At 70.4% G+C, this 12793-nt stretch carries 13 protein-coding genes; 9 read left to right on the top strand and 4 right to left on the bottom strand.

The genetic code is table 11. The features are described 5' to 3' along the window. Window positions 1–66: 66 nt before the first annotated feature. Together C6N31_RS38830 and C6N31_RS38825 are read right to left on the bottom strand one after the other, a co-directional pair. Window positions 67–903, bottom strand: coding sequence for an undecaprenyl-diphosphate phosphatase (locus tag C6N31_RS38830; protein ID WP_138353397.1), 837 nt, complete (start codon window positions 901–903; stop codon window positions 67–69). Between the two features lie 163 nt (window positions 904–1066). Further along, on the bottom strand, window positions 1067–2812 hold the full coding sequence (locus C6N31_RS38825; RefSeq protein WP_138353396.1) for a glycosyl hydrolase family 18 protein: 1746 nt from the start codon (window positions 2810–2812) through the stop codon (window positions 1067–1069). A gap of 670 nt (window positions 2813–3482) precedes the next feature. Between C6N31_RS38825 and C6N31_RS38820 the strand changes: the two genes are divergently transcribed. Together C6N31_RS38820 and C6N31_RS38815 are read left to right on the top strand one after the other, a co-directional pair. Beyond that, window positions 3483–3719 (top strand): DUF5133 domain-containing protein, encoded by a 237-nt coding sequence (locus tag C6N31_RS38820; protein WP_138353395.1) that lies wholly within the window; start codon window positions 3483–3485, stop codon window positions 3717–3719. A gap of 33 nt (window positions 3720–3752) precedes the next feature. After that, complete coding sequence (locus tag C6N31_RS38815) at window positions 3753–4172, top strand: YchJ family protein (protein ID WP_138353394.1); 420 nt, start codon at window positions 3753–3755, stop codon at window positions 4170–4172. A 31-nt stretch (window positions 4173–4203) separates the two neighbouring features. Here C6N31_RS38815 and ligA read toward each other — a convergent pair whose 3' ends face one another. Beyond that, window positions 4204–6291: an NAD-dependent DNA ligase LigA gene (ligA, locus tag C6N31_RS38810; protein WP_198359325.1), complete on the bottom strand. Its 2088-nt coding sequence runs from the start codon at window positions 6289–6291 to the stop codon at window positions 4204–4206. 60 nt (window positions 6292–6351) lie between these two features. Here ligA and C6N31_RS38805 point away from each other — a divergent pair, with 60 nt between their 5' ends. Further along, complete coding sequence (locus C6N31_RS38805) at window positions 6352–6576, top strand: hypothetical protein (RefSeq protein ID WP_138353392.1); 225 nt, start codon at window positions 6352–6354, stop codon at window positions 6574–6576. 6 nt (window positions 6577–6582) lie between these two features. Here the strand turns inward: C6N31_RS38805 and C6N31_RS38800 are convergent, their stop codons facing one another. Further along, window positions 6583–7194, bottom strand: coding sequence for a HutD/Ves family protein (locus C6N31_RS38800; RefSeq protein ID WP_138353391.1), 612 nt, complete (start codon window positions 7192–7194; stop codon window positions 6583–6585). A 198-nt stretch (window positions 7195–7392) separates the two neighbouring features. Here C6N31_RS38800 and ehuB point away from each other — a divergent pair, with 198 nt between their 5' ends. The 6 genes from ehuB to C6N31_RS38770 form a co-directional block, all read left to right on the top strand. After that, window positions 7393–8310 carry an ectoine/hydroxyectoine ABC transporter substrate-binding protein EhuB gene (gene ehuB / locus C6N31_RS38795; protein ID WP_138353390.1) on the top strand — a complete coding sequence of 306 codons (918 nt, stop codon included), beginning with the start codon at window positions 7393–7395 and terminating at the stop codon, window positions 8308–8310. 12 nt (window positions 8311–8322) lie between these two features. Further along, entirely contained in the window at window positions 8323–9069 is a 747-nt protein-coding gene (gene ehuC / locus C6N31_RS38790) for an ectoine/hydroxyectoine ABC transporter permease subunit EhuC (RefSeq protein ID WP_138353389.1), read from the top strand. Next, complete coding sequence (ehuD, locus tag C6N31_RS38785; RefSeq protein WP_138353388.1) at window positions 9069–9704, top strand: ectoine/hydroxyectoine ABC transporter permease subunit EhuD; 636 nt, start codon at window positions 9069–9071, stop codon at window positions 9702–9704. Before ehuC ends, ehuD begins: the two co-directional genes overlap by 1 nt. A gap of 121 nt (window positions 9705–9825) precedes the next feature. Then, window positions 9826–10584, top strand: a complete 759-nt coding sequence (ehuA, locus tag C6N31_RS38780) for an ectoine/hydroxyectoine ABC transporter ATP-binding protein EhuA (RefSeq protein ID WP_198359330.1) — start codon at window positions 9826–9828, stop codon at window positions 10582–10584. Between the two features lie 433 nt (window positions 10585–11017). Next, a complete protein-coding gene (locus C6N31_RS38775) occupies window positions 11018–12382 on the top strand; it encodes a CoA transferase (RefSeq protein ID WP_198359324.1) in 1365 nt (454 codons plus the stop codon). A 109-nt stretch (window positions 12383–12491) separates the two neighbouring features. Beyond that, window positions 12492–12793: NUDIX domain-containing protein (locus tag C6N31_RS38770; RefSeq protein WP_198359329.1), on the top strand; the 302-nt coding region annotated here is incomplete at its 3' end.

Genomic DNA, 12793 nt, shown 5'->3' with positions numbered 1-12793 from the left:
TCCACACCGTCGAGGCCTCGTATACCCCGGCGCTCCGGGCACACACGTGACGGTTCCGGCGGGACCTCAGGCCTCCAGGACGCCGGTGCCGAGCAGGGAGAACAGCAGGACCCCGATGATGATGCGGTAGACCACGAAGAGGTTGAACGAGTGCTTGGCGACGTACTTCAGCAGCCAGGCGATCGACGCGTAGGCGACCACGAACGACACCAGCGTGCCCACGACGAGAGAAATCGTGTCGACACCACCGCCGGTGGCGTCCTTGAGCTCGTAGAGTCCCGCGCCGGTGAGCGCCGGGATCGACAGGAAGAACGAGAGCCGGGTCGCGGCCAGCCGGTCCAGGTCGCGGATCAGGCCGGTGGAGATCGTGGCGCCGGAGCGGGAGAAGCCGGGGAAGAGCAGCGCGAGGATCTGGGAGGAGCCGACGATCATGGCGTCCTTGAGGGTGATCTCGTCCTCCCCGCGCTTGAACCTGGCCATCTGTTCGGCCACCCACATCACGATGCTGCCGCCGATCAGCGAGCCGGCCACCACCCACAGCGAGGCGAGCGGGCCGTCGATGAGCGGCTTGGCGAGGAGGCCGACGACGACGATCGGGATCGTGGCGTAGATGACCCACCAGGCGAACTTGTAGTCGTGGCTGTCGCGTTCGCTCTTGTTGGCGATGCCGCGTCCCCAGGCGCTCGCGAACCGCACGATGTCGCGGAAGAAATAGACCAGGACGGCCGCGATGGCCCCGACCTGGATGACCGCCGTGAAGCCGACCACCGCCTTGTCGTCCACCGGGATGTTCATCAGCCCCTCGGTGATCTTGAGGTGGCCGGTGGAGGACACCGGGAGGAATTCGGTGACCCCTTCCACCACTCCGAGAATGGCGGCTTGGCCGACGCCGATCGCGCTCATTGGTCCCGTCCCTGGAAATTGCGTCGAATGACCGGCTTGGCGGCGCCGTTGTCAACGAGGGCCCTCATGGGCACACCCAACGTCTACAGAATTGTAGACGTTGGGTGTGACTGTAGACGACGGCCCGCCGACCGGGCAGGCCGGGACCAGGGTAGCGAGGGTGCTACGTGATCGAGAAGTCGTCCCCGTAGACGTTGCCCTGGGCGTACCAGCCGTGCAGGTACACGGTGACCGTTCCGGAGGCGCCGGTGGTGAAGGGGACGGTGAGCTTGGTCCAGCCGCCGGAGGACGTCCAGGTGCTCGCCGAAGCACCGCCGCTCACCCCGAGGTAGGCGTAACTGCCCTGCACCCACCCGGACAGTGTGTAGCTGTGGTTCGGCGCCAGGGCGACGCTCTGCCCGCACTGGCCGGTCTGGCCCGACGTGGGCGCCACCAGCAGCGCGTGGGTGCCGGCGTGCGCAGGAGTGGCGACGACCGCTCCCCCGGGCTGGCAGGTCCACGGGGTCAGACTCCCGCTCTCCAGACCGCCGTTGACCAGCACACCCGATCCGCCGGGACCGGTGACGGTGAGGGCGTACGTCGTCGAGTGGCTGCCGGACGCCGCCGAGCCGGTGACCGTCACCGCGTACGTTCCGGCCGCCGCCGTGCCGGAGGCGGTGGCCGTCAGGGTCGCGGACCCGCCGGCGGTGACCGAGGCGGGGCTGACGCCCACCGTCACACCCGCGGGGGCGCCGGACGCCGTCAGGTTGACGGTCTGCGCCGAGCCGGCCGTGACGGCGGTCTTCACCGTCGCGGTCAGCGAGGCGCCGGGGTCCACCGATCCGGCGGCGGGTGCGGTGGTGACCGAGAAGTCATTGGTGACCGGGCCTCCGCCGCCGGTGAACGGCGCGAAGGCGTGGCTGAAGAACCAGGTGCTCTGCGCGATGCCCGAGCAGGAGTCCGATCCCCCGGTGCCGGGGCAGCCGCCGTTGTCGCGCTGGAGTGCCCAGAAGGACAGCGAGGCGATGCCCTTGGAGACGGCCCAGTTGTAGACGGTCGCCGCGTCGGCGGTCCGGAACGTCTCGGCGGGGCCGAAGTCGTCGATGCCGGGCATCTCCGTGATGCCGACCATCCCCCACAGCTGCGCGTCGCTCTTCGCGGGGTAGAGCGTGCCCAGTTGACCGCGCAGGCCGGTGGTGGCGGTCTGGGTGTCGGTCGCCATCTGGTGGGAGGCGCCGTCGTAGTAGTCGAACGTCATCAGGTTCACGACGTCGATGCGGGCGTTGTTCGTCACGGCGTTGCGCAGGACGGCCAGTCCGCTGGAGGCCAGTCCGCTGGTAGTGGTCGGCAGCGTGTAGGAGAACTGGACGGTGCGCCCGTTCGCCGCCGCCCAGTCCTCGACCAGCTTGATCGCCTTGTTCCGGCGGTCGATGCCGGCGGTGTTGGTGAGCGAGTTGTCCTCGATGTCGAGGTCGATCCGCGTCACGTCGTAGGTGGTGATGACGTTCTCGAAGGCGGCGGCGATGGAGTTGACGTTCGTGCAGCTGTCCGCCAGCTCGGTGCCGGTGTTGTCCGCGGTGTAACCGCCGAAGGACGGGATGACGTCACCGCCGGCCGCCCGCATGGTCGCGATGTCGGCGCCGAAGCTGGACTGGGCGATCGGCATGCCCGTGTCGCCGTTCCAGTACGGCGTGCAGGAACCCTTCGACGGCGTCTGGATGAACGCCATCGTCAGGTACTTCGCACCGGACTGCGCGGACAGCGCCGACATGCTGTCGCCGTTGTACGCCTCGAAGTACGGCGCGAAGACATGGGTGGGGATCGGGGTCGCGGCATGCGCGGCGGTGCCGCCCGCGACCACCAGGCCGAGGGACGCGGCGGCCGTGGCCAGTGCGGTCAGCAGTACCCGGACGGATCTTGGTCGTCTCATGAACGCTCCCACAGAATGAGCCGGCGAATGGGGGGATACGCGGTGCGGTGTCACGAGGAGAGCCGAGCAGTGCCCATGATTGGACTAGACCAACGGACTGTCAAGGCTCTTTACCATTCGCCCGCGACCGTCTCCCCCAGCAGGCCGAGTGCCACCAACTGCCATGTGGCGAGGGACCGTTCAGCGATCTTGAGGCTTTCCGGTGGGCGGGCCCCGGGCGCACCCTTCCCGCCGGATCCGCGCCCATGAGACCGGGATGCCCCCTACCCCGCGGCCCGATCCGGGAGCAGCATCGACAGTGTGGCGGGATCAGCGGATCTGGCAGCCTGTGACGAGTGCGGCCGTACCGATCGGACGGTCCGCGACCTCGGCCTGCGCGCGCCCCTGGCCCTGTGCGACAGCTGCTTCCGTGCCCTGCTGGACGTACGGGCGCGCCGTCAACCGCTGCCGCTGTCACGGATTCTGGACGATGTACGGCATCGCTCCCCGGGACACGGGTAGGCGCCGTAGGGCCGGGAACCACTCGGCGCACCACGGGTCGTCCCGTCATCGGGTCGTCCGATCGTCGAGGCGGTCTCGTGGGAATCGAGAACCAGGCCGAGAGCACTCCCGACAGGACCGAACGCCGTCCCGTCGGGCACCTCGTGCCACTCACCCAAGGAGTACGACCATGCTGATGGCCCATCCCGCTGTCCTGCGCGACTTACTGGAGCGCTACGAGGCGCTCGCCGCGCAGGTCCGGGGCGACTCGGCCGGGTCGCTGGACCACCGCCGGCTCGAGGACACCGCCTACACCCTGTGCGTGATCACCGGTGTCCGTACGGTCGGCCGGGCGGTCGAGTCCGCCAGGCAACGGCTCGCCGCGGACTCCGGGCCGTCCTCCGCGCCGCAGGCCGTGGCCTCGTAGTTCCGGGTGCCGCGGGGCCGTCACAATGAGGGGGTGACACGGAACAGCGCACGCCCTTCAGTGACGGCCCGGCCCGCCTCGCCCTGCCCCTGCGGACTGGACGCGTCCTACCGCGACTGCTGCGGCAGGCTCCACAGCGGCCAGGCCGCGGCTCCCACCGCGGAGCGGCTGATGCGCTCGCGCTTCAGCGCGTTCGCCGTCCGCGATGCCGCGTACCTGCTCAGGACGTGGCACACCACCACCCGGCCGTCCGGCATCGAGTTCGAGCCGGATCAGCAGTGGACCCGGCTGGAGATCGTCGGGACGACGGACGGCAGCGCCTTCCACACCGAGGGCACGGTGGAGTTCCGCGCCCACTACCGACTGCACGGCCACACGGACTCGCAGCACGAAGTGAGCCGCTTCGTCCGCGAGAACGCGCTCTGGGTCTATCTGGGCGAGGCCACCGCCTAGCGTTCCGCAGTGCGGCCACGCCGCGTGCCGCTCACGGTATGAGGTCGCCGAGCAGCTCGGCGAACTCCTCCGGGGCGATCACCCTGATCCCGAGTTCCGCCGCCTTGGCCCTCTTGGAACCCGCCTTCTCCCCCGCCACCAGCAGACTGGTCTTCTTCGACACGCTCGACGACGCCCTGCCGCCCGCACTCTCGATCAGCTCGTTCATCGCCGTACGGGACAGCTCCGCCAGCGCACCGGTCATGCTGCCGGTGACCACGACCGTCAGGTCCGCCAGCGGGCCGGCCGGAACGGCCTCCTGCGGCTCCGCCGCGCCGTCGGCGTCGCCGTCACCGGACATCCGCGCCGGCACTCCGGGCTCGGTCATGTTCACCCCGGCGGCCGTCAGCCTGTCGATGAGCGGGGCCAGTTCGGCGATCTGGGCGACGACGACCCTGGCCTTCTCGGCGCCGATGCCGGCAACGGCCTCCAGCGCGGCGGCGTCCGCCGCCCGGATGGCCTCCATCGTGCCGAAGTGCCGGGCGATCCGCCGGGAGATGCTGCGGCCGGTGCCGAGGACGCCGAGCGCGCAGAACACCCGGTTCAGCGGCCGGTCCTTGGCGGCCGCGATCGTCGCCAGCAGTTTGTCGGCGCTCACCTCGCCCATCCGGTCCAGCGCCAGCACCTGCTCGCGATCGAGGGTGAACACGTCGGCGAAGTCGGTGACCTGACCGGACTCCACCAACTGCGTCACGAGCTTGTGCCCCATCCCGTCGATGTCGAGGCAGTCCCGTGCCACCGCGTAGCGGATCGAGGCGAGCTGCCCGCACTCCCGGCCGCGCACACAGCGCCAGCGCTCCTGGGTGGTGTCGATGTCGGAGGCGCAGCGGGGGCATTCGGTGGGGAAGTCGATCGGCGTCTCCGCCCCGGTGCGGAGCTGGACCACCGGGGCCTCGATGCGCGGGATGATGTCGCCGGCCTTGTAGACGGTGACCTGGTCGCCGATCCGCAGGTCCCGGCGGGTGATGTCGGCCGGGTTGTGCAGCGTCGCGTAGGTGACGGTGCTGCCGTCGATCTCGACGGGTTCGAGCACGGCGCGCGGCGCGATGACACCGGTCCTGCCGACGTTCCATTCCACGGCGAGCAGCCGGGTGACGCGCTCCACGGCGGGCAGCTTGTAGGCGATCGCCCAGCGCGGGGCCCGGGAGCTGAAGCCGGCCTTCTCCTGGTCGGCCGGGTTGTCCGCCTTGATCGCCACTCCGTCGATGCCGAACGGCAGCGCGGCCCGCAGCGCGGCGATCTCCTCGACGCGGCTCTGGACCTCCTCGATCGAGGCACAGGTGCGCAGCCCCACGGGAGTGGCCGCGGTGGTCTGCACACCCGCCTCCGCGACGATCTCCATGACACGGCTGTGGGCCAGCGCCGCGAGTTCCGCCGAACCGTCCTCCAGCGGCAGTCCCGAGTAGGCCCAGAACGTCATCTCGATGACGTACGGCCGTTCCTTCGCCCGCAGGGTGCCGGCCGCACCGTTGCGGGGGTTGGCGAACGGGGTGGCACCGAACTCGGCGCGTACGAGGTTGGCCTGCTCGAACTGCTCGGTGGTGAGCAGCACTTCACCGCGGACCTCGAACGTCACCGGGGTGTCGAGCCGGTCCGGCAGTCCGGCGATGGTCCCGATGGCGTGCGAGACGTCCTCGCCATAACTGCCGTCGCCACGGGTGACCAGCTGGACCAGGCGGCCCTCCCGGTAGCGCGCGGCGACGGCGACCCCGTCCAGCTTCGGTTCGACCGCGTAGCCGCCTGTCACCGGTCCGCCGAGCCGCTTGGCCAGGGAGTCCGCCCAGGCCGAGAGTTCGGCACCGTCGAAGACGTTGTCCAGTGACATCATCCGCGCCGAATGTTCCACCTCACCGGCCGGCACCGCGCCGCCCGCGACCTTGCCGGTCGGCGACGCCGGCACGATCTCGGCGGGGTGCTCGGCCTCATAGGCCGCGATCGCCCGCGCCAACCGGTCGTACGTGGCATCGTCGAGGCGGGAGTCCCCGCCGCTGTAATAGGCGGCGGACGCTTCGGTGGCCTCGGTGACGGCCCGCGCGTACGACTCGGCGTCGGCCAGCTGGGCCGTGGTGATCTCGGTCATGAGGACATCGTGCCGCCCGCCACTGACAATGCGCCGTGGCGGCGTGGAAGAGTGGTTTCCATGAGCCCCACGAACCCCGTCGAACCCGCGGAACCGGATGGACCCGCGGAACCGGCGGGACCGGCCGGCCGCGACGGCTCCGCCGGACCGCCCGACACCGTCGCCGAGCCGGAGGGCGGCGAGTCCGCCTGCTGGCTCGACCGCGTCTGCCCGCAGTGCGACGCGGTGTCCGACGGACCCCCGCCGGCCCGCTGTCCGCGATGCGGCGCCGGGCTGCGTGGCTAGGCTGCCCTAGAGCGCGTCGCCCGCGGGTCCGAGGGTGATGACGGCCGCACTGCCCTCGGACCGCACGGCCCCGACCTCGCTACCCGTCCCCGACACGAAGACCGCGTCGAAGCGGTCGAGCCGGCCGTCCTCAGAAGCGACGGCGGGGACGAGAGCGGGGTCGGCGAAGAACCCGACGTCGTCGGTCAGGGCGACGAGGAGCACGGAACCGTTCACGGGGACCTGGGCCGTGTGCGTGCCGTCCACGATCCCGACCGTTGCCGCCGCCCGTCCGCGCCGGATCATCACATTGAGATTGACGATGGGGCCGCCCGTCAGCCGGCAGTCGGTGACGGCGTCGCCGGGGAACGCGAACGGGCGCAGCGGACGGATCGGCGGGTGGATGGCACCGTCGATCGTCAGCACCATTCCCGGGCCGTCGACCACGGTGATGATCCTGTCGACATCCGGGAGGGCCGAGTACGGCCCGTCCCCCACGACATCGGCGAGGCTCACCCGCCAGCCGAAGTCGGCCAGGCCCGCGTGCGCCGGGTCCACCGTGATCTCACGCGTCACGCCGCCACCGTTGCTCCAGGGCGTCGGCACACGGTCACCGGCCCGCAGAATCCGCGCTTCCATGCCGTTGATCGTCGCGGCGCGGCCCTCTCGCGTCAAATGGTCCGCCGCCGCGTAATCGCCCCAACCCGCGCATCCCACACATCTGCGGATATCCACCCCCACCTGCGATTTCCCTGAATGCAAACGGTGTTGCCGGGTAGGGGCGGCCCTCATGTGGCGTCACGCACCAGGTGACGCACGTGACCGAAGGGACCATCCATGTCGCAGCGCAGCGCCTTCTCCCGCAGAGGATTCCTGCTCGGGACCACCACCTTGACGGGTATGGCGGTGGTACCGGGGCTGCTCACGGCGTGCAGCCGCACCGAGACCGGAACAGGAGCGCCGAAGGGCGAGGGCGACCTGTTGGCGAAGCTCAGGAAGCAGGGATACGTGCGGGTCGGGTTCGCCGGCGAGGCGCCGTACGGGTTCAAGGACGGCACCGCGCTGGCCGGTGAGGCCCCGACCCTGCACAAGGAGATCTTCACCGCGCTCGGGGTGGCCGACCTCCGTCCCACCCTCACGGACTTCGGCGCCCTCATCCCCGGACTGGCGGCGGACCGTTTCGACGTGGTGAGCGCCGGGATGGCGATCACACCGGAGCGGTGCGACAAGGTCATCTTCTCGGAACCGGAGTTCATCTCCCCCACCGCGCTGATGGTGCGCAAGGGCAATCCCAAGGGCCTGAGCGACCTCGCCTCGTGCGCCGCGAAGGGCGCCACCGTAGGAGTGCTGACAGCGGCGGTCGAGGCCGGGTACGCCGCCGGGGCCGGGGTCGGGGACTCCAAGGTCAAGTCGCTGGCCAAGCAGCAGGACGGGCTCGACGCGCTGGTCGCGGGACGGATCGACGCGTTCGCCCTGACCGGGATATCCCTGCGCTGGCTGGCCAAGACCAACAAGGGCGCGGACGTCGAGGTGCTCGAACCGTTCGTGCCGGAGCTGAAGGGCAAGAAGCAGTACAGCCCCGGCGGCGCCGTCTTCCGGCAGAACGCCACCACACTGCGGGACGCGTTCAACGGCCAGTTGAAGAAGATCACCGGCGACCCCGAGCACTATGTCGCGCTGATCGGGAAGTACGGCTTCACCAAGCAGGAGGTACCGCCGGCCACCCTGCGGACAGCCGACCTGTGCAAGGCGTGATGGGCACACCTGATGAGCGAATTCCTCACACAGTTCTCCCGGTCCCTGCCGAGTGTGTGGCAGGGCGTCTCCGTCACCCTCCAGGCCACCGTGCTCAGCGCGCTGCTGGCCCTCGTCCTCGCCTTCGTCCTCGGCTTCATGTCCCGCTCGGACCAGCTTCTCGTCCGGGGTCTGTCGCGGGTGGTCGTCGAGTTCCTCCGCGGCACCTCCCTGTACGTCCAGCTGTTCTGGCTGTTCTTCGCGCTGCCGATCCTCGGGTTCAAGCTTGAGCCGCTGGCCTGCGCCGTCGTGGCCTTCGGTCTCAACTACGGCGCCTACGGCTCCGAAGTGGTGCGCGGCGCGCTGAACGCCGTACCCCAGGCGCAGTGGGAGGCGGCCGTCGCGCTCAACCTGAGCCCCTGGCAGCGGATGCGCCGGGTGATCCTGCCCCAGGCCTGGGTCCAGATGATCCCGCCCTTCAACAACCTGCTCATCCAGCTGCTCAAGAGCACACCGCTGCTGTCGTTGATCACCATCTCCGATCTGACGTTCCAGATGGACCAGTTGCGCTCGACGACGGGCAACACCGCGGCCGCGTACGTGACGCTCCTGGTCATCTACTTCGTGCTCGCCTACGCGCTGACGCTGCTGATGAACGCCCTGGAGGCAGTGGCCAAGGCCCGGCTGGGCCAGGGCAGCGGACTGCGCCACGTCCTCAAGCCGCCGTCCGCCGGCATCACGGATCCCGACGGCCGCGCCGCAAGGGCGGGTGGTGTGTGATGTGGGACTGGAACACCGCCCGAGAGGGACTGCCCGTGGTCCTGCACGGCTTCGGGATCACCCTGCTCGCCACGGTGCTCGGATCCGTCGTCGCCATGGTGCTCGGGCTGCTGATCGCCGTGCTCCGCCGCGCCCCGACCCGATGGGTCACCGTGCCCGTCCGCATCGTCGTGGAGTTCGTACGCTCCACCCCGGTGATGATCCAGCTGTTCGCCGTCTGGGTGCTCGTGCCCGGCCTGGATCCGCTGACCATCGGCATCGCCGTCCTCGGCATCCACTACGCGATGTACACCTCCGAGGTGTACCGCGCCGGAATCGACGCCGTACCCCAGGGGCAGTGGGAGGCGGCCGTCGCGCTCTCGCTGCCGCGCGGCCGGGTGTGGCGCGCGGTGATCCTGCCGCAGGCCGTCCGCAAGGTCGTTCCGGCACTGGGCAACTACGTGATCTCCATGTTCAAGGAGACGCCGTTCCTCTCGGTGATCACCGTGCAGGAGATGGTCCACGAGGCGAACGAATACGGCAGCGTCCACTTCGCCTATCTGGAGGCCTTCACCCTCGCCGCCGCGATCTTCCTCGTCGCGAGCTACCCGACCTCGATGCTGATGAGAAGACTGGAGAAGCGCCTTGCTCAGTGACACCGACCCCAAGGAAGAGACCGGCCCCGGCGGCCACACCGAGGCCGTGGACGACGCGCTCACCAACAAGGGCGACGCTCTCCGCAACGATTCCCCGGCCAACGATTCCCCGGTCGCGGACATGGTCCGCTTCGACCAGGTGGTGAAGCGGTTCGGCGACCACACGGTCCTGGACCAGCTCGACTTCGGGCTGCGACGAGGTGAGCGGGTGACGCTCATCGGGCCGAGCGGCTCCGGCAAGACCACCATCCTGCGGCTGCTCATGACCCTCGAACGCGTCACCGAAGGCACCATTCATGTCGACGGGGAGCCCTTCTCCCACATGCCGGGCGGCCGGGACGGACTGGTGCCCGCCAACGAGAAGTACCTCCGAGAACGCCGGCGCCGGATCGGCATGGTCTTCCAGCAGTTCAACCTGTTCCCCAACATGAAGGTGCTGGAGAACGTCACCGAGGCGCCGGTCCACGTCCTCGGCCTCAGCCGCGACGAGGCCGCGGAACGCGGCCGCGAACTGCTGGACCTGGTGGGCCTCGCCGACAAGTGCGACGCCCATCCGACCCAGCTCTCCGGCGGCCAGCAGCAACGCGTCGCCATCGCCCGCGCGCTCGCCATGCGGCCCGACATCCTCCTCCTCGACGAGGTGACGTCCGCGCTCGACCCGGAGCTCGTGGCAGGTGTGCTCGACGTCCTGCGGGACATCGCCCTGAGCACCGACATCACCATGCTGTGCGTGACGCACGAGATGGGCTTCGCCCGCGATGTCTCCGACCGGGTGATGATGTTCGACCACGGCCATGTCCTCGAAGCCGGGCCCCCGGACCAGCTGTTCGAGGCCCCGGAGCACACCCGCACCCGCGAATTCCTCAGCGCGGTCCTCTGAAGGACACCCTGCCCCTCTGAGGGGGTGCACCGCGCCGTGGCCGGGCACGCCACCCCGCCCCGCCTCGGTTTCGGGGCGGGGTGGGACGTCGTGACGGCATCACGGCGTCTGACGGCGCCTGGGAGGCGGATGCGCGAACACCCGCTGAAACGCCGCTTCTCGAATCCGCTCACACCGGGCCGGGCGTGCACGGACGGTGCCTCTGCCGCACCCCTTTCGCCTTCTGTACGGGAGGATCGGGACTGCCTCGAGCTTCCCCCTTCCGGGCCCGCGCGTCACCGTGCGAACACCGTGCGCCAGCGCGCGCCGTTCGCACGGGGCGTGAAAACGGGGCGTGAAAGCGAGCGCCGTCCCGGGGCCGCTCGCGAGGTCGCCAGCGGGGCGCGGGGAACCGGCTTGGGCCACCGGCCAGGGCCTGCAGCACAATGGGTCGATGACTGAGGGAATCGATGCGGCGACCGCTCACGCCTGGGCCGCGCTCGGCGGTCCGGCGGAGCTGGTCGAGGGGGTGTCGTACATCGCGTCACGCGGTGTTCTGCCGTCCCGGCTTCCGGTGCGGGAGCTGGCGCGCGCGACGGTGGGGGTGTGCTCGCTGGCGGCCGCGGAGCTGTTCGCGCGCCGCGCCGGGGGATCCGTACCGGAGGTGCGGGTGGACGAGGGGGCGGTGGCCACCGCCTTCGTCAGTGAACGGCATCTGCGGATCGACGGCCGGAAGCCGACGTCGTTCGCCCCGCTGTCCGGCTTCTGGCCGGCGGCCGACGGCTGGGTCAGGACCCACGCCAACTACCCGCACCACCGCGCCCGGCTGCTGGCCGCACTGGAGATCCCGGACGAGGGCGACGACGGCGCACTGGCACAGCGGCTCGCGGACCGGCTGCTGACCCGTCCCGCCCGATGGATCCAGGAGACGGTTCAGGCGGAGGGTGGGCTGGCCGTGGCCGTCGGCATGGCGGAGGGCAGCCGAGCGGAACTCCCCCTCGTCGAGTCCCGTCGGACCGGGGACGGCGCGGCCGCCACCCTGCGGGCCGCGGCGCTGCCGGCCGCCGGCGTCAGGGTGCTCGACCTGACCAGGGTCATCGCCGGACCGGTGGCCACCCGCACGCTGGCGCTGCTCGGCGCGGATGTGCTGCGCGTCGATTCCCCCCGGCTCCCGGAACATCCGGACGCCCACGCCGATACGGGTTTCGGCAAGCGCTCGACGCTGCTGGACCTCGATGTACCCAAGGACCGGCTGCTGTTCGAGGAACTGCTCTCCTCGGCCGATGTCGTGATCACCGGCTACCGGCCGGGCGCCCTGGACCGCCACGGTCTCGCTCCGCGGGCACTGCTGGAGCGGCGGCCCGGACTGATCGTCGCCCAGCTCTGCGCCTGGGGCTGGGAAGGGCCGTGGGCCGGACGCCGCGGCTTCGACAGCCTGGTCCAGGCCGCCTGCGGCATCGCCGGGATCGAGGCCGCACCTGACGGACACCCCGGAGTGCTCCCTGCCCAGGCCCTGGACCACGGCACCGGATATCTGCTCGCCGCCGCGGTGCTGCGCGCGCTCACCGACCGTCAGGACACCGGCGGAGGCCGGCAGCTGCGGTTCTCCCTGGCGGGAACCGCCTCCTGGCTGAGGCACGGTATCCGCCCCGCCGCCACCGACGGTGCGGCCTACGACCCGGGCTCCTGGCTGGCCGAAACGCCCTCCCCGTACGGCCGCCTCCAGTACGCCCGTCCCCCGGTCGGCTACGCCGGCGGCCCCGGCGACTGGACCCGTCCGCCCACGTTGTGGGGCACCGACAGCCCCGGCTGGATCTGATCTCACCCACCCGACCCGTCCGTCAGCTCCCACCACCGACGAAAGGATTCCCGTGGCCCTTCCTCCGGCCGCCGACCGGTCCGGCGCGCTCGCGCCCGCGCTGGATTCGATGACCCTGCTCGCCGCGGCAGTGATCGTTCACGATGTCGGGAAGCGGCGGGTTGTGCTGCTGCAACGCGGTCCTGGGGCGAAGTACTGTCAGGGCAAATGGGATCTTCCCATCGGCAAGAGCGATCCGGGGGAACCCGTCACCGACACGGCAGCCCGTGAACTGCGGGAGGAGACAGGCCTCGTGGTCGACCCGGCGGCGCTCCGCGTCGCCCATGTCATCCACGGCGCCTGGGGCGTCGAATCCCCTAATACTGCAACCGCATGTGGGGGTGGTGGCCTCGGCGTTGGTAGTGGCATCTG

This window comes from Streptomyces fildesensis, assembly GCF_016107395.1.
In the GTDB taxonomy this organism is placed as follows: domain Bacteria; phylum Actinomycetota; class Actinomycetes; order Streptomycetales; family Streptomycetaceae; genus Actinacidiphila; species Actinacidiphila fildesensis.
Note: the sequence above shows the minus strand (reverse complement) of the source record. Positions and strands in the feature narration are given on the sequence as shown.

Coding starts and splice junctions, on each gene's coding strand:
- C6N31_RS38830 (WP_138353397.1), bottom strand. CDS start 903: ATGAGCGCGATCGGCGTCGGCCAAGCCGCCATTCTCGGAGTGGTGGAA.
- C6N31_RS38825 (WP_138353396.1), bottom strand. CDS start 2,812: ATGAGACGACCAAGATCCGTCCGGGTACTGCTGACCGCACTGGCCACG.
- C6N31_RS38820 (WP_138353395.1), top strand. CDS start 3,483: ATGCTGATGGCCCATCCCGCTGTCCTGCGCGACTTACTGGAGCGCTAC.
- ligA (WP_198359325.1), bottom strand. CDS start 6,291: ATGACCGAGATCACCACGGCCCAGCTGGCCGACGCCGAGTCGTACGCG.
- C6N31_RS38805 (WP_138353392.1), top strand. CDS start 6,352: ATGAGCCCCACGAACCCCGTCGAACCCGCGGAACCGGATGGACCCGCG.
- C6N31_RS38800 (WP_138353391.1), bottom strand. CDS start 7,194: ATGGAAGCGCGGATTCTGCGGGCCGGTGACCGTGTGCCGACGCCCTGG.
- ehuB (WP_138353390.1), top strand. CDS start 7,393: ATGTCGCAGCGCAGCGCCTTCTCCCGCAGAGGATTCCTGCTCGGGACC.
- ehuC (WP_138353389.1), top strand. CDS start 8,323: ATGAGCGAATTCCTCACACAGTTCTCCCGGTCCCTGCCGAGTGTGTGG.
- ehuD (WP_138353388.1), top strand. CDS start 9,069: ATGTGGGACTGGAACACCGCCCGAGAGGGACTGCCCGTGGTCCTGCAC.
- ehuA (WP_198359330.1), top strand. CDS start 9,826: ATGGTCCGCTTCGACCAGGTGGTGAAGCGGTTCGGCGACCACACGGTC.
- C6N31_RS38775 (WP_198359324.1), top strand. CDS start 11,018: ATGACTGAGGGAATCGATGCGGCGACCGCTCACGCCTGGGCCGCGCTC.